At 66.8% G+C, this 20,605-nt stretch carries 20 protein-coding genes; 11 read left to right on the top strand and 9 right to left on the bottom strand.

The window, feature by feature from the left end; genetic code table 11:
* Window positions 1-38 precede the first annotated feature (38 nt).
* From HBE64_RS11155 to HBE64_RS11135, 5 genes are all read left to right on the top strand, one after another.
* A complete protein-coding gene (locus tag HBE64_RS11155; RefSeq protein WP_371744146.1) occupies window positions 39-1,250 on the top strand; it encodes a branched-chain amino acid ABC transporter substrate-binding protein in 1,212 nt (403 codons plus the stop codon).
* An 80-nt stretch (window positions 1,251-1,330) separates the two neighbouring features.
* Entirely contained in the window at window positions 1,331-2,368 is a 1,038-nt protein-coding gene (locus HBE64_RS11150; RefSeq protein WP_167101631.1) for a branched-chain amino acid ABC transporter permease, read from the top strand.
* Complete coding sequence (locus HBE64_RS11145; RefSeq protein WP_167101628.1) at window positions 2,365-3,570, top strand: branched-chain amino acid ABC transporter permease; 1,206 nt, start codon at window positions 2,365-2,367, stop codon at window positions 3,568-3,570. Before HBE64_RS11150 ends, HBE64_RS11145 begins: the two co-directional genes overlap by 4 nt.
* A gap of 23 nt (window positions 3,571-3,593) precedes the next feature.
* Window positions 3,594-4,403 carry an ABC transporter ATP-binding protein gene (locus HBE64_RS11140; RefSeq protein WP_371744185.1) on the top strand — a complete coding sequence of 270 codons (810 nt, stop codon included), beginning with the start codon at window positions 3,594-3,596 and terminating at the stop codon, window positions 4,401-4,403.
* The gene (locus tag HBE64_RS11135; protein WP_167101625.1) at window positions 4,390-5,130 is read left to right on the top strand and encodes an ABC transporter ATP-binding protein; all 741 of its coding nucleotides are present in this window, start codon (window positions 4,390-4,392) and stop codon (window positions 5,128-5,130) included. The genes HBE64_RS11140 and HBE64_RS11135 overlap by 14 nt, the downstream gene beginning before the upstream one ends.
* 15 nt (window positions 5,131-5,145) lie before the next feature.
* Here the strand turns inward: HBE64_RS11135 and HBE64_RS11130 are convergent, their stop codons facing one another.
* From HBE64_RS11130 to HBE64_RS11115, 4 genes are read right to left on the bottom strand one after another with little or no spacing between them, the layout of a single operon-like run.
* Window positions 5,146-5,628: a hypothetical protein gene (locus tag HBE64_RS11130; protein WP_167101622.1), complete on the bottom strand. Its 483-nt coding sequence runs from the start codon at window positions 5,626-5,628 to the stop codon at window positions 5,146-5,148.
* Window positions 5,629-5,661: 33 nt separating this feature from the next.
* A complete protein-coding gene (locus HBE64_RS11125) occupies window positions 5,662-5,889 on the bottom strand; it encodes a DUF167 domain-containing protein (RefSeq protein WP_167101619.1) in 228 nt (75 codons plus the stop codon).
* Window positions 5,890-5,898: 9 nt separating this feature from the next.
* Entirely contained in the window at window positions 5,899-7,098 is a 1,200-nt protein-coding gene (locus HBE64_RS11120) for a lipid-transfer protein (RefSeq protein ID WP_167101618.1), read from the bottom strand.
* Entirely contained in the window at window positions 7,098-7,547 is a 450-nt protein-coding gene (locus HBE64_RS11115; protein WP_167101615.1) for a Zn-ribbon domain-containing OB-fold protein, read from the bottom strand. The genes HBE64_RS11120 and HBE64_RS11115 overlap by 1 nt, the downstream gene beginning before the upstream one ends.
* Window positions 7,548-7,705: 158 nt before the next feature.
* Between HBE64_RS11115 and HBE64_RS11110 the strand changes: the two genes are divergently transcribed.
* The gene (locus HBE64_RS11110) at window positions 7,706-8,083 is read left to right on the top strand and encodes a hypothetical protein (protein ID WP_167101612.1); all 378 of its coding nucleotides are present in this window, start codon (window positions 7,706-7,708) and stop codon (window positions 8,081-8,083) included.
* Window positions 8,084-8,174: 91 nt separating this feature from the next.
* Here the strand turns inward: HBE64_RS11110 and HBE64_RS11105 are convergent, their stop codons facing one another.
* A complete protein-coding gene (locus HBE64_RS11105) occupies window positions 8,175-9,308 on the bottom strand; it encodes an FAD-dependent monooxygenase (RefSeq protein ID WP_167101610.1) in 1,134 nt (377 codons plus the stop codon).
* Between the two features lie 70 nt (window positions 9,309-9,378).
* Here HBE64_RS11105 and HBE64_RS11100 point away from each other — a divergent pair, with 70 nt between their 5' ends.
* Window positions 9,379-10,269: a LysR family transcriptional regulator gene (locus tag HBE64_RS11100; RefSeq protein WP_167101607.1), complete on the top strand. Its 891-nt coding sequence runs from the start codon at window positions 9,379-9,381 to the stop codon at window positions 10,267-10,269.
* Between the two features lie 46 nt (window positions 10,270-10,315).
* Window positions 10,316-12,979: a DNA polymerase I gene (gene polA / locus HBE64_RS11095; RefSeq protein ID WP_167109067.1), complete on the top strand. Its 2,664-nt coding sequence runs from the start codon at window positions 10,316-10,318 to the stop codon at window positions 12,977-12,979.
* 29 nt (window positions 12,980-13,008) lie between these two features.
* Here the strand turns inward: polA and HBE64_RS11090 are convergent, their stop codons facing one another.
* Entirely contained in the window at window positions 13,009-14,154 is a 1,146-nt protein-coding gene (locus HBE64_RS11090; RefSeq protein ID WP_167109065.1) for a PrsW family intramembrane metalloprotease, read from the bottom strand.
* 188 nt (window positions 14,155-14,342) lie between these two features.
* Between HBE64_RS11090 and rpsA the strand changes: the two genes are divergently transcribed.
* Both rpsA and coaE read left to right on the top strand, forming a co-directional pair.
* Window positions 14,343-15,791 (top strand): 30S ribosomal protein S1, encoded by a 1,449-nt coding sequence (gene rpsA, locus HBE64_RS11085; RefSeq protein WP_167101604.1) that lies wholly within the window; start codon window positions 14,343-14,345, stop codon window positions 15,789-15,791.
* Window positions 15,792-15,870: 79 nt separating this feature from the next.
* The gene (coaE, locus tag HBE64_RS11080) at window positions 15,871-17,088 is read left to right on the top strand and encodes a dephospho-CoA kinase (protein ID WP_167101601.1); all 1,218 of its coding nucleotides are present in this window, start codon (window positions 15,871-15,873) and stop codon (window positions 17,086-17,088) included.
* A 4-nt stretch (window positions 17,089-17,092) separates the two neighbouring features.
* On the opposite strand, the gene HBE64_RS11075 is transcribed toward coaE, so the two are convergent.
* The 3 genes from HBE64_RS11075 to HBE64_RS11065 form a co-directional block, all read right to left on the bottom strand.
* Complete coding sequence (locus HBE64_RS11075) at window positions 17,093-17,599, bottom strand: hypothetical protein (RefSeq protein ID WP_167101598.1); 507 nt, start codon at window positions 17,597-17,599, stop codon at window positions 17,093-17,095.
* A 66-nt stretch (window positions 17,600-17,665) separates the two neighbouring features.
* Window positions 17,666-18,166: a DUF402 domain-containing protein gene (locus HBE64_RS11070; RefSeq protein WP_208300675.1), complete on the bottom strand. Its 501-nt coding sequence runs from the start codon at window positions 18,164-18,166 to the stop codon at window positions 17,666-17,668.
* An 8-nt stretch (window positions 18,167-18,174) separates the two neighbouring features.
* Window positions 18,175-18,375: a hypothetical protein gene (locus HBE64_RS11065; protein ID WP_167101591.1), complete on the bottom strand. Its 201-nt coding sequence runs from the start codon at window positions 18,373-18,375 to the stop codon at window positions 18,175-18,177.
* Between the two features lie 62 nt (window positions 18,376-18,437).
* On the opposite strand from HBE64_RS11065, the gene uvrB reads away from it, so the two are divergent.
* Complete coding sequence (uvrB, locus tag HBE64_RS11060; RefSeq protein WP_208300623.1) at window positions 18,438-20,600, top strand: excinuclease ABC subunit UvrB; 2,163 nt, start codon at window positions 18,438-18,440, stop codon at window positions 20,598-20,600.
* The last annotated feature ends 5 nt before the right edge of the window (window positions 20,601-20,605 follow it).

Below are 20,605 nucleotides of genomic sequence, written 5' to 3'. Positions count from 1 at the left end.
TTCTACCCACCGACGAAACTACTGACCGGAGGTGAAACGTGCGCTCTCGCACGACACGGAGTGCAATCGCCGCGAGTTCGGCCCTGCTGGTGATGTTCGGCATCGCCGGCTGCAACCAGTCCAAGCCGGGTGAGAACTCGTCGCAAAGCGATCTCAAGATCGTCGAGCAGGTTCAGATCGACCAGAACGGTGCCGAGGTCAAGCCAGAGGCCGGCGCGGTCCCTGCCGACCCCGCCGGTGATGGCAAGGCCACCTGCCCGCCGGTGTCCATCGCCATGGCGGGTGCCCTCAACGGCCCCGACGCGGCACTGGGCATCAACATCAAGAACGGCGTCCAGCTGGCCATCGACAAGCACAACGCCGCCAACCCCGGCTGCCAGGTTCAGCTGAAGCCCTTCGACACCGAGGGCGACCCGCAGAAAGCGACGGCCATCGCGCCGCAGATCGTCGACGATGCATTCACCATCGGCCTGGTCGGCCCCGCGTTCTCGGGTGAGACCAAGGCCACCGGTTCGGTGTTCGACCAAGCGGGCCTGGTCTCGACCACCGCGTCGGCCACCAACGTCACACTTTCGGAGCAGGGCTGGAAGACGTTCTTCCGCGGCCTGGCCAACGACGGAGTGCAGGGCCCCTCGGTCGCCAACTACCTGAAGAACACCCTCGGTGAGAAGAAGGTGTGTGTCGTCGACGACAGCACCGACTACGGCACCGGCCTGGCGCAGGCGGTCCGCGAAACCCTCGGCCCGGTGGCGGTCTCGGCCTGCAACATCTCGGTCAAGAAGGGCGACAAGGACTTCTCGGCCGCGGTGACCCAGGTCAAGGGCCAGTCGCCGGACTCGGTGTTCTACAGCGGCTACTACGCCGAGGCGGCTCCGTTCGTCCAGCAGCTGCGTGACGGCGGCTTCACCGGCAAATTCGTCTCTGCCGACGGCACCAAGGACCCGGAGTTCGTCAAGCAGGCCGGCTCGTCGTCCAAGGACGCCATCCTGTCCTGCCCCTGCGGCCCGGCCACCGGCGCCTTCGCCGACGAGTACACCAAGAAGTTCGGTCAGGCTCCCGGCACGTACAGCACCGAGGGCTACGACCTCGGTACCGTGCTGCTGAAGGGCATCGACGCGGGCAAGATCACCCGTCCGGACTTGCTCGAGTGGGTCAAGAACTACAACGGCCAGGGAGTTGCCCGTAAGTACCAGTGGACCGACAAGGGTGAGCTCACCACGACCCTGATCTGGATCTACAAGGTTCAGTGAGTGATTGACGAGACGCGTCCGAGACCGCAAGGCTCGGGCGCGTTCTCGTTGAACACAGATCCCAAGGAGTCGTCTCCAGGATGATCCACGAGTGCCTCGGTCAGTACGCCTGCCTCGCCAGTGACATCGGTTTCAACATCGAGAATCTGCGAAACGGCTTCTGGCAGTTGACCATCGACGGACTGTCCTGGGGTGCGATCTACGCCCTGGTCGCCGTCGGCTACACCCTGGTCTTCGGGGTGCTGCGGCTGATCAACTTCGCCCACTCCGAGATCTTCATGCTCGGCATGTTCGGCGCCTACTTCTGCCTGGACATCATTCTGGGCTTCACACCCAGTGGCAATGCCTACAACAAGGGCGTACTCCTGACCGTCCTTTACCTCGGCGTCGCCATGCTGTTCGCGATGTTCGTCTCAGGTTCGGCGGCAATAGGATTGGAGTTCGTGGCCTACCGGCCGCTGCGCCGGCGCAACGCGCGCCCGCTGACGTTCCTGATCACCGCCATCGGCATGTCGTTCGTTCTTCAGGAGTTCGTCCACTTCGTGCTGCCCAAGATCATCAAGGGCTACGGAGGCAGCAATGCCCAGCAGCCGATCACCCTGGTACAGCCCAAGGCCCAGTTCCACGTCTTCGGCGCCTCGGTCACCAACGTCACCCTGGTGATCGTCGCTGCGGCGCTCGTCCTGGCCTTGCTCACCGATGTGGCCATCAACCGGACGAAATTCGGCCGCGGCATCCGCGCGGTCGCCCAGGACCCGACGACCGCGACACTGATGGGTGTCTCGCGCGAGCGGATCATCATGACGACGTTCCTCATCGGCGGCATGCTCGCCGGAGCCGCGGCACTGCTCTACACCCTCAAGGTGCCGCAGGGCATCATCTACTCCGGCGGCTTCCTACTGGGCATCAAGGCGTTCTCGGCGGCCGTGCTCGGCGGCATCGGCAATCTGCGCGGTGCGCTGCTCGGCGGCCTGATCCTGGGCATCATGGAGAACTACGGCCAGGCCGTCTTCGGCACCCAGTGGCGCGACGTCGTCGCGTTCGTCCTGCTGGTTCTGGTGCTGCTGGTCCGGCCCACCGGAATACTCGGGGAGAGCCTCGGAAAGGCGAGGGCATGAGTCACCGGGAGAGCGCGAACGGCACGCCGGGCCGCTGGAGCAGACGTCTGCTGGCCCCCGGCGATGGCCTGCGCGGGTGGTGGGCGGGGCTGAGCCGGGTCCAGAAGTGGGTCTTCGGCGTGCTCGGCTTCGGGCTGCTCGCCCTGACCCCGCTGTTCCCGCCGCCGTTCTTCAACACCACCGGCATCAGCTTCGGCGGCACCATGGCCCAGTTCTCGATGGTGGCGATCATCGCGATCGGGCTCAACGTGGTGGTCGGCCAGGCCGGCCTGCTGGATCTGGGGTACGTCGGCTTCTATGCGGTGGGTGCCTACACAGTCGCGCTGCTGACCAGCCCGGATAGTCCGTGGAACAAGATGGCTCCCAACGGATTTCTCCACGAGAAGTGGGCGTGGCTGGCCTGCGTCCCGCTCGCCATGGCGGTGACGGCGTTAGCCGGGCTGATCCTGGGCATTCCCACCCTGCGCCTGCGCGGCGACTACCTGGCCATCGTCACCTTGGGCTTCGGCGAGATCATCCGGCTGCTGGCCGACAATCTTTCTGACGTCACCAACGGCTCCCGCGGCCTCAACGAGGTGGCCTACCCCCGGGTCGGGCAGAGCGAGAAGCTGCCTGAAGGGGTGTTCTCCAGCGGCAACTCCTCGGGCCACGCGAACTACGGAACCTGGTGGTTCTGGCTGGGGCTGATCCTCATGATCGGCATCCTGCTGTTGGTCGGCAACCTGGAACGAAGCCGGGTCGGGCGAGCCTGGGTCGCCATCCGCGAAGACGAGGACGCCGCGGAAGTGATGGGCGTCAACACCTTCCGGTTCAAACTGTGGGCCTTCGTCATCGGCGCGGCGATCGGCGGCCTGTCCGGGGCGCTGTACGCCGGGCAGGTGCAGTACGTAGCGCCGCCGACGTTCAACATCATCAACTCGATGCTGTTCCTGTGTGCGGTGGTCCTCGGCGGCCAGGGCAACAAACTGGGCGTGGTCTTCGGGGCGTTCATCATCGTCTACCTGCCCAACCGGCTGCTGGGAGTGCAGTTCCTGGGCATCAACCTCGGTGACCTGAAGTACCTGTTCTTCGGCCTGGCCCTGGTGGTGCTGATGATCTTCCGCCCGCAGGGCCTGTTCCCGGTGCGCCAACAGCTGCTCGCCTACGGCAAGGCGGCCCGCAAGCTCCTCGGTGCGGCCGACGACACGAAGGCCGCCGCGTGAGTGAACCCGTGATCGACGAGGGTATGGCCGCACTGCACCGAGAGGTGCAGGTGGCCGAAGGTGAAGCCCTGTTGGAGACGAAGGATCTCACCGTCAAGTTCGGTGGCCTGACCGCGCTGGACGCGGTGAGCTTCTCGATCAAGCGCGGCGAGATCCTCGGCCTGATCGGGCCGAACGGCGCGGGCAAGACCACCTGCTTCAACGCCATCACCGGGGTATACCGGCCCAGCTCGGGTTCGGTCACCTTCGACGGCGAACCGCTGGGCCGCATCAAACGTCACGAGATCACCCGCCGGGGCATCGCCCGCACCTTCCAGAACATCCGGCTGTGGGGCGAGATGACCGCGCTGGAAAACGTCATCGTCGGCACCGACGCGCGGCACAAGACCTCGGTACCGGGTGCCTTGATCCGCAGCCCCCGGCACCGCAGCGAGGAACGGTCGGCCATCGAAAAGGCCGCCGCGCTGCTGCAATTCGTCGGTATCGCGCACCGTGGCGAGGAGAAGGCCAAGAACCTGCCCTACGGCGACCAGCGGCGCCTGGAGATTGCCCGCGCACTGGCCACCGAGCCCAAACTGCTGTGCCTCGACGAACCGGCCGCCGGCTTCAACCCCAGCGAGAAGGCCGCCCTGATCGACCTGATTCGCGCCATCCGCGATGACGGCTACACGGTGCTGCTCATCGAGCACGACATGCGACTGGTTATGGGCGTCACCGACCGGATCGTGGTGCTGGAGTTCGGCCGCAAGATCGCCGACGGCCTGCCCGCCGAGATCCGCGATGATCCGGCCGTGATCGCCGCTTACCTGGGGGTGCCCGATGACCAGCTCTGATGACCGGTCCATCCTGTTGGAAGTGCGCGACATCGTCGTGCACTACGGCAGAATCGAAGCGCTGCATGGTGTTTCGTTGCAGGTTCGTCAGGGGGAGTTGGTCACGCTGCTCGGATCCAACGGGGCGGGCAAGACCACGATGATGCGCGCCATCTCCGGTCTTCGTCCTTTGTCGTCGGGCTCGGTATGGTTCGAGGGCCGCGACATCTCGAAGGTCAAAGCGCACGAGCGAGCGGTCGACGGCCTGGTGCAGGCCCCCGAGGGCCGCGGCGTCTTCCCGGGCATGACGGTCCTGGAGAACCTCGAAATGGGTTGCTACGGGCGCAAATTCGCCAGCAAGAGCGAGCACGACGAGCGACTGGACTGGATCCTGGAGACGTTCCCGCGGCTGGCCGAGCGGCGCACCCAGGTCGGCGGCACGCTGTCCGGAGGTGAGCAGCAGATGCTCGCCATCGGGCGGGCGCTGATGGCCCGCCCGCGGGTGCTGCTGCTCGACGAGCCGTCGATGGGTTTGGCGCCGATGATCATCTCGCAGATCTTCAAGATCGTCTCCGAGATCAACGCCCAGGGCACCACCGTTCTGCTGGTCGAGCAGAATGCCCAGCAAGCGCTGAGCCGCTCTGACCGCGCCTACATCCTCGAGACCGGTACGGTCACGCGCAGCGGTCCGGCCCAGGACCTGTTGGCCGACGACAGTATTCGCGCGGCGTATCTGGGTGTGGCCTAGCCGCGACCCCGGTGCTCAGTCAGAGAGTTTGGTCAGCAGGAGGTAGGCGCTGGTCAAACCGCCCACGATTGCGGCGCATGTCGTGGGGAGCAGCGTGTAGGGAGCCCAGCTGACACCGGTGAGCAACAGCAGTCCGGTCAACGCCACACCGAGGGCGGTGGTGACGTTGGGGTTGACCCGATTGAGGATGCGGCTCAACGAATCATCTGACGCCTTGTCCCCGGCCGACCTGTCGAGGGCGAGCAGCAGGGCAGCTGCTGCCACGGCCAGCACGGTGAGTTCGGCACCGACCACCCGGTCCGGCTGCGACGGCACTGCCAGCACGACCGCCAGCAGAAGCAGCATGGCGAACACCACCAAGGTCTGGGCGGCGCGATGTCGAAGGCCTACCGAACCGGCAATCCGCCCGGCATGGATCGAGATCGCGACGAACAACAATCCCACGAGGGCGCCACCCACACCGCCGACGATGACAGCAAAGTTATCCCAACCCGACATCAGACGAACTCTAGTTGTGTCTGTCCTTCTCGGTCAGCCGACGGTGAAGCGCTTGATCCGCGACGTCGCACCCGAGGCCAGCTGCACGCTGCTGCGGGGGACACCGAGATGGTCGGCCAGCAGACGGGCGGCCGCTTCGGTGGCCTTGCCCTCGATCGCGCGCTCGCGGACGTAAATCGTCAGCGCGCCATCGGCGTTCACCTCGACTAGGGGGCCTTTGCGGCTGCCGGGTTTCACGGTGACGACGACGGTCTCGGCCACCGGGTGAGCCTACTTGGCGACGACCACCGACGAGCCGTGGCCGAACAGACCCTGGTTGGCGGTGACGCCCACCGTGGCGCCCTCGACCTGACGGCCGGTGGCCTGGCCCTTGAGCTGCCAGGTGAGTTCGCAGACCTGGGCGATGGCCTGAGCGGGGATCGCCTCGCCGAAGCTGGCCAACCCGCCGGAGGCGTTGACCGGAACCCGGCCGCCGATGGTGGTCGCACCGCTGCGCAATAAAGCCTCGGCTTCACCTTTAGGGCACAGGCCCAAGTGCTCGTACCAGTCCAACTCCAGTGCCGTGGACAGGTCGTAAACCTCGGCCAGTGACAGGTCCTCGGGGCCGATGCCGGCCTCGGCGTAGGCGGCGTCGAGGATCTGGTCTTTGAACACCCGCTCCGGTCCGGGCACGACTGCAGTGGAATCGGTTGCGATGTCCGGCAATTCGGGTAGGTGCTGCGGGTACTGCGGGCTTTGCAGGCTCACCGCGCGGACCGAGGGCACGCCCTTGGCCGAGCCGAGGTGCTTCTCGGTGAATTCCTTGCTGGCCACGATCACCGCGGCCGCGCCGTCGGAGGTAGCGCAGATGTCCAGCAGCCGAAGCGGATCGGAGACCACCGGGCTGGCGAGCACGTCTTCGACGCTGGCCTCTTTGCGGTAGCGCGCGTACGGGTTGTTCAGGCCGTGCTTGGCGTTCTTGACCTTGACGTTGGCGAAGTCCTCCAGCGTCGCGCCGTAGAGGTCCATGCGGCGCCGGGCGAGCAGAGCGAAGTACACGGTGTTCGTGGCGCCGATGAGGTGGAAGCGCTGCCAGTCGGGGTCGTTGCGGCGTTCACCGCCGACGGGGGCGAAGAAGCCCTTGGGGGTGGTGTCGGCGCCGATGACCAACGCGACATCAATGAGCCCGGCGAGAATCTGCGCCCGCGCGCTCTGCAGGGCCTGCGAACCGCTGGCGCAGGCGGCGTAGCTGGATGTGACGGGGATGCCGTTCCAGCCGAGCTTCTGGGCGAACGTCGCCCCGGCCACGAAACCGGGGTAGCCGTTGCGGATGGTGTCGGCCCCGGCGACGAGCTGAATCTGGCGCCAGTCCAAACCGGCGTCGGCCAGTGCGGCGCGGGCCGCCACGACCCCGTATTCGGTGAAGTCGCGGCCCCACTTGCCCCACGGGTGCATGCCGGCGCCAAGGATGTAGACGGGTTCGGGTGCCATCAGACGATCCTCCACGCGTAGGTGATCCGCTCGATGCCGTCATCGTCGGTGTACAGCGGCATTGTGGTCAGCTCGACCTCCATGCCGACCTTGAGGTCGGCGGCCAGCGTGCCCTCGACGACCTTGCCTAACACGATGAGTCCCTCGTCGGCCAGCGCAACGGCAGCCACCGCGAACGGCTCGAACGGATCAGGCGACGGGTACGGCGGCGGCGGTGCGTAGCGGTTCTCGGTGTAGCTCCACACCGTGCCCCGCCGCGACAGGGCGACCGGTTCGAGCACATCGCTGTCGCACGTCGGGTTCGGGCAGTTGTTGGCCCGAGGCGGGAAGACGTAGGTCCCGCACTGCGGGCACTTGGCGCCGACCAGGTGGGGGACACCGGCGTCGTCGTGGTCCCACCAACCCTCGATGGCCGGTAGTTGGGCGGGCGCGTCTGGAGAAGCTGGCACGCGGTCATCGTATGCGATCACAACGACCGAACTGAAACGTGTTCCAGTACGCGGGCACCCAATTTTGGGATCGGTAGCGATCGACCCCGTGTGCACTTGTCCCGGAGTAGCGTCCCGGACATTCCGTCTGGCGCACACAGCATCGAAAGAACAGGTCAATGGGTATTTTCAAGAAGGCCAAGGAAGCAGCCACCGCCGCCGCGCAGGCGCTGAACCAGCAGCAGGACGACGGGATGGTGCACGTCCGTGGCGCCGGGCTGGTCGACCCCGCGGTGCTCGGTGGTCCGTCCACCCGTTCGGTCGCCGAGACCGACCCGATCTGGGAGCCCATCAACGGCATCTCGCTGCAGGACTACGCCGACCTCGCCCGCACCGCGCAGAGCCGGGGCGTCACCGACGAAGCCGGCATGATCGCGCTGGGGCAGGAGCGTGGCTGGGACGCCGCCGACGTCAAGGCCGCGCTCGACGGCTGGGTGCAGCGGATGGGCCAGTCGATGGCGGTCGGGCAGCAGTTCCGCAAGCTGCTCGGCTACTGACTGGATCTGTCCCGCTCAGCTTCGAGTCCGTCGACGAGGACGGGCAGCAGGTCCTCAGGGTTGTCGCGCACGGCGATGAGAACGAACTTGGTCATGAGCTGCTCCTTGTCGTGTCGATGCGGTACTGGGTGGCCACGCGGGCGATGTCGGCGGGACGGCGCGCCTGCGCGCTGTGCATGGTCCGACTCGCCTCGACGACCGCTGCGGTCGCCGGGCGGCGTTTCTCTTCGTAGCGGCGCAGTCCGCCGTCGGTTCCCGCCGCCAGTTCGTCGGCCAGCACCCGCGCGTCGACGATGGCCTGGGACGCGCCGTTGGCCCCGACCGGGTACATCGGGTGGGCGGCATCGCCGAGCAGGGTCACCCGGCCGATGCCCCACCGCGGCAGGGGATCTCGGTCGACCATCGGATACTCGAACACCTCGGCCGTGCCCGAGATGAGTGCGCTCACGTCGAGCCAGTCCAGCCGCCAGTCCCTGACCAGGGCGGCCACTGCGGCGCGGTCCGCCGGACGATTCCACCCCGCGTCGCCCGGCAGCGGTCCCGGCGGTCCCGCGGGCACCTGCAACACCCAGTTCAGCCTGCCTGATCCGATTGGATAGGTGACTAGCTCGGCGTCGTCACCGGCGATGATGGCCATCGTCCGGCCGTCGAGAAAGGCGTAGTCGTCGGCCGCGCCGCGAAACATCCGCACGCCGGACCACACCAGCGGGGTAGACGCCGGGTGGAGGGCGTCGCGCACCACCGAACCGATGCCATCGGCTCCGACAAGAACGTCCGCGGAGAGGTCGCCGCCCTCGGTATGGCCGACGACCCCATCCTCGGTGGCCGTGAAGCCGGTCAGCCCGTGATCGGTGCGGACCGCAGCGGACCCGAGCCTCGTGGTGACTGCCTCGAGCAGCAGTGCCTGCAGTTCGCCACGGTGCACCGAAAGCTGGGGGTGGCTATCACCGGCCGCGGTGCCGCGCGGTTCACGGAAGAGGAGATCCCCCGATGTGTCGAAGTACGAGATGTTCGACGGGGCGACCGCGATGTCGCAGAGACGGTCGGCGAGGCCCAGGTAGTCGAGTTCGCGCACCGCGTGGGGCAGGAGGTTGATGCCGACGCCCAACGGGCGCAGGTCACAGGCCTTCTCGACGACGGTTGCGCCGAGACCAGTCCGGTGAAGGGCGAGGGCTGTGGTGAGGCCGCCGATGCCGGCGCCGGCGACGAGAACCGATGGAGTCATATCTCCACGGTCTATCCCAACCGGCTATAAGTCCAATACTGATTGGGTAGTGAAACTATAATCAGAAATTATGGACATCCGGCAGCTCGAGTACCTCGTGGCGGTGGTCGAGGAGGCGAACTTCACCCGGGCCGCGCAGCGCGTACACGTGGCTCAACCCGCGGTCAGCGCGGCGATCGCCCGGCTGGAACGGGAATTGGGCCAGCCACTGCTCGACCGCGCACGGCGCGCGGTGACCACGACGGCCGCTGGAGAAGCCGTGCTGCCGCACGCTCGAGCCGCGCTGACCGCTGTCGCAGACGTCCGGCGTGCGGTCGAGGAACTGTCCGACCTGGTGCGCGGCTCGGTGTCGATCGGCACCGTGACGGCCCACAACGTCGACATGCCCGCCTTGCTCGCGGAGTTTCACAGAGCGCATCCCGCCGTCGAGATCACGCTCTGCTCCGACGATTCTGACGCCTTGATCGACGGTGTCCGATCAGGCCGCCTCGACCTGGCCATCGCCTCCCTCGGGGCCGACGAGGTGCCGGACGGTCTGGCGGTCGAGGTCGCCACCGACGAGGCGATCGACGCGGCCGTGCACCCCTCCGACCCGTGGCGAGGGTGCACCTCCGTGCCGCTCACCGCGCTGGCCGACCGGCCGCTCATCGCGCTGCCTCGAGGCACGGGAATCCGACGCCGGCTCGACGATGCGTGCGCGGCCGCCGGCGTCACCCCCCGGATCGCCTTCGAGGCTGGCAACCCGATGGAACTGGCCGATCTCGCCGCCCGAGGCCTCGGAACCGCCATCCTCCCGCAGTCGGTATCGCGTCACAGGTCCGATCTGCACGCCGTCGCGCTGACCCCCGAGTTGCGGGGGCGCCTGGTTCTGGCGTGGCGTGCCCACGGACCGGTTAGTCCCGCGGCCCGTGTGCTGATCGGCCTGGCCCGTGACCACCTGCGTGTCGGAGCGGGTGCCTAGAGTTAGGTCCGTGACCGCGAGCCTTACCGACCAGAAGTCGACGTTGATGTTGTTGGACGGCAATTCGCTGGCCTTTCGGGCGTTTTATGCGCTGCCCGCCGAGAACTTCAAGACCAAGAACGGGCTGACCACCAACGCGGTGTACGGGTTCACCGCCATGCTGATCAATCTGTTGCGCGACGAGAAGCCCAGCCATATCGCCGCGGCCTTCGACGTCTCGCGGCAGACCCACCGCTCCGAGAAGTTCCCGGAGTACAAGGCCAACCGGTCGGCCACCCCCGACGAGTTCCGCGGCCAGATCGACATCACCAAGGAAGTCCTTGTGGCGCTGGGTATCACGGTCCTCGCCGAGGTGGGTTTCGAGGCCGACGACATCATCGCGACGCTGGCCACCCAGGCCGAGCGCGACGGGTACCGGGTCCTTGTGGTCACCGGGGATCGGGACTCGCTGCAGCTGGTCAGTGACGACGTCACGGTGCTCTACCCGATCAAGGGCGTCAGCGAGCTGACCCGGTTCACCCCCGAGGCGGTCGAGGCCAAGTACGGCTTGACCCCGCGGCAGTACCCGGATTTCGCGGCGCTGCGCGGCGACCCGAGCGACAACCTGCCCGGTATCCCGGGCGTGGGGGAGAAGACGGCCACCAAGTGGATCGCCGAGTACGGCTCGTTGCAGTCGCTGGTCGACAATGTCGATGCGGTCAAGGGCAAGGTCGGTGACGCGCTGCGCGCCCACCTCGGCAGCGTCGTGCTCAACCGCGACCTCACCGAACTGGTCAAGGATGTCCCGCTGGCCCAGACCCCGGACACCCTGCGCATGCAGCCGTGGGATCGCGACCACATCCACCGGCTCTTCGACGACCTGGAGTTCCGGGTGCTGCGTGACCGGTTGTTCGACACCCTCGCCTCGGCCGACCCCGAGGTCGACGAGGGCTTCGACGTCCGCGGCGACGCGCTGGCACCGGGTGCGGTTGGCGCCTGGCTGGCCGAGCACGCGTCCAGCGGTGCGCGTTCGGGCCTGGCGGTGGTGGGCACGCATCTGGCCTACGACGGTGACGCGACTGCGGTCGCGATCGCCGCCGCCGACGGCGAGGGCTGCTACATCGACACCACGACGCTGACCGCCGAGGATGAGGCGGCGCTGGGCCAGTGGCTGGCTGCGGCGGACAAACCCAAGGCGCTGCACGAGGCCAAACTGGCCATCCACGACCTGGCCGGGCGGGGCTGGTCGCTGGCGGGGATCACCTCCGACACCGCTCTGGCGGCCTACCTGGTGCGTCCCGGTCAGCGCAGCTTCACCCTCGACGATCTCTCGTTGCGCTATCTGCGCCGCGAGTTGCGTGCCGATACCCCTGAGCAGCAACAGCTTTCGCTGCTCGACGACAGCGAGGGCACCGACGACCAGGCCGTGCAGACGCTGATCCTGCGGGCCAGGGCTGTCATCGACCTCGCCGACGCGCTCGACGACGAGTTGACCCGGATCGACTCCTCGGCCCTGCTCGGTGAGATGGAACTGCCGGTGCAGACGGTCCTGGCGGATCTGGAATCGGTCGGTATCGCCGTCGACCTGGACCTGCTCAGGCAACTGCAGAGCACCTTCGCCGACGCGATCCGTGACGCCGCCGAAGCGGCCTACGGCGTGATCGGCAAACAGATCAACCTCGGGTCGCCCAAGCAGCTGCAGGTGGTGCTGTTCGATGAGCTGGAGATGCCGAAGACCAAGCGCACCAAGACCGGCTACACCACCGACGCCGATGCGCTGCAGGGCCTCTTCGACAAGACCGGCCACCCTTTCCTGCAGCACCTGCTGACCCACCGCGATGTCACTCGGCTCAAGGTGACCGTCGACGGTCTGCTGAATTCCGTTGCCGCCGATGGCCGAATCCACACCACGTTCAACCAGACCATCGCCGCGACGGGCCGGTTGTCCTCCACGGAGCCCAACCTGCAGAACATTCCGATTCGCACCGAGGCGGGCCGGGAGATCCGCGACGCGTTCGTGGTCGGCGAGGGCTACGCCGAGCTGATGACCGCCGACTACAGCCAGATCGAGATGCGGATCATGGCGCACCTGTCCAAGGACGCCGGCCTCATCGAGGCGTTCAACACCGGCGAAGACCTGCATTCGTTCGTCGCCTCGCGGGCCTTCGGCGTGGAGATCTCCGAGGTGACCCCGGAACTACGCAGGCGGGTCAAGGCGATGTCCTACGGCTTGGCCTACGGGTTGTCCGCCTATGGTCTGTCGGCGCAGTTGAAGATCTCGACCGAAGAGGCCAAACAGCAGATGGACCTGTACTTCGCGCGGTTCGGCGGGGTGCGTGACTACCTGCAGTCCGTGGTCGACCAGGCCCGCAAGGACGGCTACACCTCCACGGTGCTGGGCCGCCGCCGCTATCTGCCGGAGCTGGACAGCAGCAACCGCAACGTGCGCGAGGCCGCTGAGCGGGCCGCGCTCAACGCCCCGATCCAGGGCAGCGCCGCCGACATCATCAAGGTCGCCATGATCAACGTCGCGCAGGCGATCAAGGACGCCGGCCTCAAGTCACGGATGTTGCTGCAGGTGCACGACGAACTCCTGCTCGAAGTGGCCGAGGGTGAACGTGAGACCGTCGAGGCACTGGTGCGCGACAAGATGGGCGGGGCCTACCCGCTGGATGTCCCGCTGGAGGTGTCGGTGGGCTACGGCCGCAGCTGGGCCGCGGCCGCGCATTAGCACTGGGCGCGGTGAACTAGCGCTGCCGGTCAGCGAGCAGGCAGCTGGTAGCCGTTCAGCCACTGCAGGGCCGGCCCGGCGGCCGCTCGGGCCGCGACCACGCCGTCGACCTCCTCCTGCTGCAGCGCCAGCACCCGGGCGTCGACGAAACCGCGCTCGATGCGATCCCGCACGAATGCCAGCTCGATCACCTGGTGTGCGAACTTCTTGACCCCGCTGCCTGCCGGTTTACCTCCGAACCCGGTGGCTGCGGCCACCGCGTGCTTGCGGGTCTTGATCGAGCCCAGCCACGCCGTCTCGGCCGGCGTCACCAGACCGGCCGCCACCATCCCGGGCAGCTTCTGGGCGACGATCGCCTGCTCGCGGCGCCGGCTGCGAACGGCCAGCACAATCGCCAGGAAGAAGACCGGCATCATCCACACCACATACAGCCCGAAATACGCGCCGGGGCTGACCAGGGCAGAACCGTTCCAGAGCCCGTGCATGACCACCGCGCCGACGAAGCCAAGCGCGATACAACCGACTTTGGCCAGCGTACTGCGTTGCTGAAGCGCGAAGTAGACGCCGATACCGGTGAATGTCGTGAACAGCGGGTGGGCGAACGGCGCCATGATCAGCCGCATCGCCGCGGTGAGCAGCGAGGTGGCCAGAGTGTCGCCGTTGGCGATGTAGAAGATGTCCTCGATCCAGGCGAACCCGACCGCCGTCACGCCCGCGTAAACCAGGCAGTCGGTCAGCGAGTTCAGCTCTAGGCGGCGCACCCCGGTCATCATCAGCAGCAGGAATAGCCCCTTCGCGGCTTCCTCGATCACCGGTGCGGCGACGGCGGTGGTGAAGAAACTCGTCGTCTCCTGGCCGGGGTTGACCGCCGACTCGACGAGCAGTTCGAGCACTATCGAGACCAGGATCGCCACCGAGGCGCCCCACAGGAACGCGAACACCAGCAGCCTGGGCGGCTCGGGCTCCCAGCGGTCCAGCCACAGGTAACACAGCAGCACCAGGACCATCGCGAGGGTCGACAGCGTGAACCCGATGGCCGTGCCAACCGGGTTCACCGCGGTCAGCAGGATCAGGATGAGACCCGCGACCGTGCCGCAGGCGATGATCGCTGCCAGCGGCGCTCCGACTTTGCGGATCGGGCGGTGCAGCGGGGGCAATGTGGCGTAGGGCACCAGAGGAGCGTAATCGCCCGAGTGCGCCCGCCCGGACCCGAGTTTGTCCAGCGTGTGCCTAGTCGAGTAGGCTCGGACGGTACCTGTGTGCGTACCTATGGGCTAGCTATTAGGCCAGCTATTGGCACTGTGCGGGTACACCATCGAAAAACTGTCCCTACGACCGACCCTGTCCGGAGCAACCCAACAATATGCCAAGTCCCACCATCACCTCGCCGCAAGTAGCCGTCAACGACATCGGCACTGCCGAGGACTTCCTCGCCGCTATCGACAAGACCATCAAATACTTCAACGATGGCGACATCGTCGAGGGGACCATCGTCAAGGTGGACCGGGACGAGGTCTTGCTCGACATCGGTTACAAGACCGAAGGTGTCATCCCTTCCCGCGAGCTGTCCATCAAGCACGACGTCGACCCCAATGAGGTTGTGTCCGTCGGCGATGCGATCGAAGCCCTCGTCCTCACCAAGGAGGACAAAGAAGGCCGTCTGATCCTGTCCAAGAAGCGCGCCCAGTACGAGCGCGCCTGGGGCACCATCGAGGAGCTGAAGGAGAAGGACGAGGCCGTCAAGGGCACCGTCATCGAGGTCGTCAAGGGCGGCCTGATCCTCGATATCGGCCTGCGTGGCTTCCTGCCTGCGTCGCTGGTCGAGATGCGTCGTGTCCGCGATCTTCAGCCGTACATTGGCAAGGAGATCGAGGCCAAGATCATCGAGCTCGACAAGAACCGCAACAACGTGGTGTTGTCGCGTCGCGCGTGGCTCGAGCAGACCCAGTCCGAGGTCCGCAGCGAGTTCCTCAACCAGCTGACCAAGGGCGCCATCCGCAAGGGTGTGGTGTCCTCGATCGTCAACTTCGGCGCGTTCGTTGACCTCGGTGGGGTCGACGGCCTGGTGCACGTCTCCGAGCTGTCCTGGAAGCACATCGACCACCCGTCCGAGGTTGTCAATGTCGGCGACGAGGTCACCGTCGAGGTGCTCGACGTCGACATGGATCGCGAGCGGGTTTCGTTGTCGCTCAAGGCAACTCAGGAAGATCCGTGGCGCCACTTCGCCCGCACCCATGCGATCGGCCAGATCGTGCCGGGCAAGGTCACCAAGCTGGTGCCGTTCGGTGCGTTCGTCCGCGTCGAAGAGGGCATCGAGGGCCTGGTGCACATCTCCGAGCTGGCCGAGCGCCACGTCGAGGTGCCCGATCAGGTCGTCCAGGTGGGCGACGACGCGATGGTCAAGGTCATCGACATCGACCTCGAGCGTCGCCGCATCTCGCTGAGCCTCAAGCAGGCCAACGAGGACTACACCGAGGAGTTCGACCCGTCGAAGTACGGCATGGCCGACAGCTACGACGAGCAGGGCAACTACATCTTCCCCGAGGGCTTCGACGCCGAGACCAACGAATGGCTCGAAGGCTTCGACAAGCAGCGCACCGAGTGGGAGGCCCGCTACGCCGAGGCCGAGCAGCGCCACAAGATGCACACCGCGCAGATGGAGAAGTTCGCCAAGGACGAGGCCGAAGCGGCCGAGCGTCCGGCGGGCAACGGCTCGTCGTCTTCGTCGAGCTCGGGTGAGTCGGCCGGCGGTTCGCTGGCCAGCGACGCCCAGCTTGCGGCCCTGCGTGAGAAGCTGGCAGGCAACGCCTAACAGACACTCATTCGCCGAGTGAAGACCACGCAGGGAGTCTCCGGACTCCCTGCGTGGTTTCTTTTGTGAGGACGGATTCATGCTTCGTATCGGATTGAGCGGCGGTATCGGTGCCGGTAAGTCGACGGTGTCGGCCACGTTCTCGGCGTGTGGTGGCGTCGTCGTGGACGGCGACGTCATCTCCCGTGAGGTCGTCGAACCCGGGACTGAGGGGCTGGCCAAGCTCGTCGACGCGTTCGGCGCGCACATCCTGCGCTCTGACGGCGCCCTGGATCGCCCGGCGCTGGCCGCGATCGCCTTCAGTGACGAGGACAAGCGCCAGACCCTTAATGGCATCGTCCATCCGCTGGTGGCGCACCGCCGTTCGGAGCTGATCGCCGCGGCGGTCGAGTCCGTAGAAAGCCCGGTGATCGTCGAGGACATCCCGCTGCTGGTGGAGTCCCAGATGGCGCCGATGTTCCCGCTCGTGGTCATCGTCAACGCCGACCCCGAACTCCGGGTGAAGCGGCTGATCGAATACCGCGGCTTCACCGAGGCCGACGCCAGGGCCCGCATCGCCGCTCAGGCGACCGAAGAGCAGCGCCGGCTGGTCGCCGACGTGTGGCTGGACAACACCGGCACCGAGGGTGAGCTGGTCGAGAAGGCCCGCGAACTCTGGTACCAGCGGATCCTGCCGTTCGCGCACAATCTCACCACCCGGACGCCCGCGCGGGGCGCCGTCGAGCTGGTCGTCGCCGACCCGACGTGGCCGGAGCAGGCGCGGCGGATCGTGGCCCGGCTGAACACCACCTGCGGGCATCGCGCCGTCCGCATCGACCACATCGGCTCGACCGCGGTGGCGGGTCTGGACGCCAAGGACGTCATCGACATGCAGGTGACGGTCGCCTCGCCGGAGGTCGCTGACGAGCTCGCCGACGACTTGCTGCGCGCCGGCTATCCGCGGGTCGAGGCGATCACCTCCGATGTGCCCAAGTCCGACGGTCGCAGCACCGACGGCCGGTTCGACCGCAGCGACGACCAATCGTTGTGGCACAAGCGCTTTCATGCCTCCGGCGATCCTGGCAGGCCCACTAACGTCCACATTCGGGTGGCGGGCTGGCCCAATCAGCAGTTCGCGTTGTTGTTCGTCGACTGGCTGGCGGCCAACCCGGGGGTACGTGCCGACTACCTCGCGGTCAAGCGGTCCGCCGCACAGCACGACGACGTCGCCCGCTACGCCGATGCGAAGGAACCGTGGTTCCTCGACGCCTACCGCCGCGCGTGGGAATGGGCCGATACGACCGGCTGGCGCCCCTGAGCCGTCAGGCAGCCGGCGGGGCCACCTGCGCCGGGGTGGGCGTGTCCAGCGGAGCACCGCACTGCAACGTGCCATAGAGCGGGTCGTCTTTGACGCGGAACAGCCGTGGCGCGATGAACTGGTCGGCCTGGGCGACGGTCTGGTCGTCAACCAGGATCTCGCAGTGCAGGTTCGATCCGTAGGGCCACTGGATGGAGATCTCCATACCGGCCTGCTTGGGGTCGTGCAGCACCGTGTTGACCTCGAACGTGACGCCCGGCAACAGCGTCGGCTGATCGCTGTTGACGTTGTTGTCGTCGATCTTGTAGGCGACCACCGCACCGCGCGAGGTGCCGTCGGCACGCGCGCGGTACGTCACGTTGTGCAGCACTTCGCCCGTGGGCGGCGGCGTGGGCGGGGCCGGCGACGGCGATGCGGGGTCGGCATGTGCCGGGCTCACACTTAACTGAGAACCTGCGAACACCATCGCACCTACCGCCGCAGCCAGCCAGCGGCGCTTGCTGAGGCTCATGGTTAGCGAGACTACCTGTTCGGCGTATGGCGCCAATCGGGGTGGCCGGGCGACGCCGATAGGTTGCTAACGCCAGAACACGTCCATGCCCTGGGCTGCCAGCCACGCGGTCAGGTCGTGGTGGTGCCGGGCCAGGCCTTCGACGGCGCCGATGGCCCGCCGGATCGCCGTCTCGGTCGTTTCCGCGCTCACCAGGCCCACCCGGTGCGCCTCGAGCAGTTCGTCGACGTCGACCAGCTCCGTGCGAGTTCCGGTCCGGACCACGAGGTCGAGGTAGTGGTCTTCGGTGCGCCAGACGGTGTCCCCGGCGACGATGTCCGCCACGTCGAGGTAGTAATCCTGGTCGCGTTCGTAGCCGGGATTGAAGTGGAAGACGTTGGCCCGCAAGCCCAGTGCGGGTAGCAGCCAGGATTCCAGATAGTGGAACTGGACCCGTCCCGGCGTCGGGCGGGCCATGTAGAGGCCCCACGGGCGCGCGATGTACTCGTCTACCTCGCGCACGAATCCTTTGTTGTCGGTGTTCGTCCGGGCGGGCAGGTCGAAGATCTCCCGTTTGGGCGTGTGGATCCGGCTGTTCATTGCCGGCGTCGCCTACGCAGGCCGATCGTGCGCGGATCCTTGCCGTTGGTGCCGTCGCGGTCGTTGGCGCAGCTCATCCCGATTGCCTCGGCCACCCGGACCGGCCCGGGCCAGAGCAGGGCCACCCGGCGACTCAGACCGACGACGGTCAGCACAAACCCCGGGATGTGCAGGCCGATTCGTAGTGGTTCGGGCACGGCGACAGCGTACGTAATGCAGCGGGAATGAATCTGTCGGTGGGGGCGCTTAACCTGGTCTCATGGCCTTCGCTACCGAACATCCGGTCCTCGCGCATTCGGAGTATCGCGCGGTCGAGGACGTCGTGCGCGCCGGCGCCCGGTTCGAGGTGGTCAGCGAGTACCAGCCGGCCGGCGACCAGCCGGCGGCGATCGCGGAACTGGAACGGCGGATCAGGGCGGGCGAGCGTGACGTCGTGCTCCTCGGTGCCACCGGCACCGGTAAGTCCGCGACCACCGCCTGGCTCATCGAGCGGCTCCAACGGCCCACGCTGGTGATGGCGCCGAACAAGACGCTGGCGGCCCAGCTTGCCAACGAGTTGCGGGAAATGTTGCCGCACAACGCTGTTGAGTACTTCGTCAGCTACTACGACTACTACCAGCCTGAGGCGTACATCGCTCAGACCGACACCTACATCGAGAAGGACAGCTCGATCAACGACGACGTCGAGCGGCTGCGCCACTCGGCGACCTCCAGCCTGCTGTCTCGGCGTGATGTCGTCGTGGTCGCCTCGGTGTCGTGCATCTACGGCCTGGGTACACCGCAGTCCTACCTAGACCGGTCGGTGGAGCTCCAGGTCGGCGCCGAGGTGCCCCGGGACGGGCTGCTGCGGCTGCTGGTCGACGTGCAGTACAGCCGCAACGACATGTCCTTCACCCGCGGTTCGTTCCGGGTGCGCGGCGATACCGTCGAGATCATCCCGTCCTACGAGGAGCTGGCTGTCCGCATCGAGTACTTCGGCGACGAGATCGAGGCGCTGTACTACCTGCACCCGCTCACCGGTGACGTGGTCCGCAAGGTCGACTCGCTGCGTATCTTCCCGGCCACCCACTACGTCGCCGGACCGGAGCGGATGGCGCAGGCGATCTCGACCATCGAAGAAGAACTGGCCGCGCGGCTATCCGAGCTGGAGAACCAGGGCAAGCTCCTGGAAGCCCAGCGCCTGCGGATGCGGACCAACTACGACATCGAGATGATGCGCCAGGTCGGCTTCTGCTCGGGTATCGAGAACTACTCAAGGCACATAGATGGGAGGCCGGCCGGCTCCGCCCCGGCCACGCTGCTGGACTACTTCCCCGAAGACTTCCTGATGGTGATCGACGAGTCACACGTGACAGTCCCGCAGATCGGCGGCATGTACGAGGGCGACATGTCCCGCAAGCGCAATCTGGTCGAGTTCGGCTTCCGGCTGCCTTCGGCCGTCGACAACCGGCCGCTGACCTGGGAGGAGTTCGCCGACCGCATCGGTCAGACGGTGTATCTGTCGGCCACACCCGGCCCCTACGAGCTGAGCCAGACCGGCGGCGAATTCGTCGAACAGGTGATCCGCCCGACCGGCCTGGTCGACCCCAAGGTGGTGGTCAAGCCCACCAAGGGGCAGATCGACGACCTCATCGGGGAGATCCGCGCCCGCACCGAACGCGACGAACGCGTGCTGGTCACCACGTTGACCAAGAAGATGGCCGAGGATCTCACCGACTACCTGCTCGAACTGGGCATCCGGGTGCGCTATCTGCATTCCGAGGTCGACACGCTGCGCCGCGTGGAGCTGCTGCGCCAGCTGCGGCTTGGCGAGTACGACGTGCTGGTCGGCATCAACCTGCTCCGTGAAGGTCTCGACCTGCCCGAGGTGTCGCTGGTGTCGATCCTCGACGCCGACAAGGAAGGGTTTCTGCGTTCCACGCGCAGCCTGATCCAGACCATCGGCCGCGCGGCGCGCAACGTCTCCGGCGAGGTCCACATGTACGCCGACAAGATCACCGACTCGATGCGGGCGGCGATCGACGAAACCGACCGCCGCCGGGCCAAGCAGATCGAATACAACGTCGCACACGGCGTGGATCCGCAGCCGTTGCGCAAGAAGATCGCCGATATCCTCGACCAGGTTTACAGCGAGGCCGACGACACCGATGCGACCGTCGATGTAGGTGGCTCGGGACGCAACTCCTCCCGCGGCCGCCGCGCCCAGGGGGAGCCGGGCCGGGCGGTCAGCGCCGGGATCATCGAAGGCCGCGACACCGCGAATATGCCGCGCGCCGAGTTGGCCGACCTCATCAAGGACCTCACCGCGCAGATGATGGCGGCGGCGCGTGATCTGCAATTCGAGCTTGCGGCCCGCATCCGTGACGAGATTGCCGACCTGAAGAAGGAACTGCGCGGCATGGACGCGGCCGGCCTGAAGTAGGCCGG

This window comes from Mycobacterium sp. DL592 (genome assembly GCF_011694515.1).
In the GTDB taxonomy this organism is placed as follows: domain Bacteria; phylum Actinomycetota; class Actinomycetes; order Mycobacteriales; family Mycobacteriaceae; genus Mycobacterium.
The sequence above is the reverse complement of the archived record's forward strand: the minus strand, read 5'-3'. Positions and strand labels throughout refer to the sequence as shown.

Coding starts and splice junctions, on each gene's coding strand:
- HBE64_RS11100 (WP_167101607.1), top strand. CDS start 9,379: ATGGACATCCGGCAGCTCGAGTACCTCGTGGCGGTGGTCGAGGAGGCG.
- coaE (WP_167101601.1), top strand. CDS start 15,871: ATGCTTCGTATCGGATTGAGCGGCGGTATCGGTGCCGGTAAGTCGACG.
- HBE64_RS11135 (WP_167101625.1), top strand. CDS start 4,390: ATGACCAGCTCTGATGACCGGTCCATCCTGTTGGAAGTGCGCGACATC.
- uvrB (WP_208300623.1), top strand. CDS start 18,438: ATGGCCTTCGCTACCGAACATCCGGTCCTCGCGCATTCGGAGTATCGC.
- HBE64_RS11145 (WP_167101628.1), top strand. CDS start 2,365: ATGAGTCACCGGGAGAGCGCGAACGGCACGCCGGGCCGCTGGAGCAGA.
- HBE64_RS11140 (WP_371744185.1), top strand. CDS start 3,594: ATGGCCGCACTGCACCGAGAGGTGCAGGTGGCCGAAGGTGAAGCCCTG.
- HBE64_RS11075 (WP_167101598.1), bottom strand. CDS start 17,599: ATGAGCCTCAGCAAGCGCCGCTGGCTGGCTGCGGCGGTAGGTGCGATG.
- HBE64_RS11105 (WP_167101610.1), bottom strand. CDS start 9,308: ATGACTCCATCGGTTCTCGTCGCCGGCGCCGGCATCGGCGGCCTCACC.
- rpsA (WP_167101604.1), top strand. CDS start 14,343: ATGCCAAGTCCCACCATCACCTCGCCGCAAGTAGCCGTCAACGACATC.
- HBE64_RS11130 (WP_167101622.1), bottom strand. CDS start 5,628: ATGTCGGGTTGGGATAACTTTGCTGTCATCGTCGGCGGTGTGGGTGGC.
- HBE64_RS11120 (WP_167101618.1), bottom strand. CDS start 7,098: ATGGCACCCGAACCCGTCTACATCCTTGGCGCCGGCATGCACCCGTGG.
- polA (WP_167109067.1), top strand. CDS start 10,316: ATGTTGTTGGACGGCAATTCGCTGGCCTTTCGGGCGTTTTATGCGCTG.
- HBE64_RS11150 (WP_167101631.1), top strand. CDS start 1,331: ATGATCCACGAGTGCCTCGGTCAGTACGCCTGCCTCGCCAGTGACATC.
- HBE64_RS11110 (WP_167101612.1), top strand. CDS start 7,706: ATGGGTATTTTCAAGAAGGCCAAGGAAGCAGCCACCGCCGCCGCGCAG.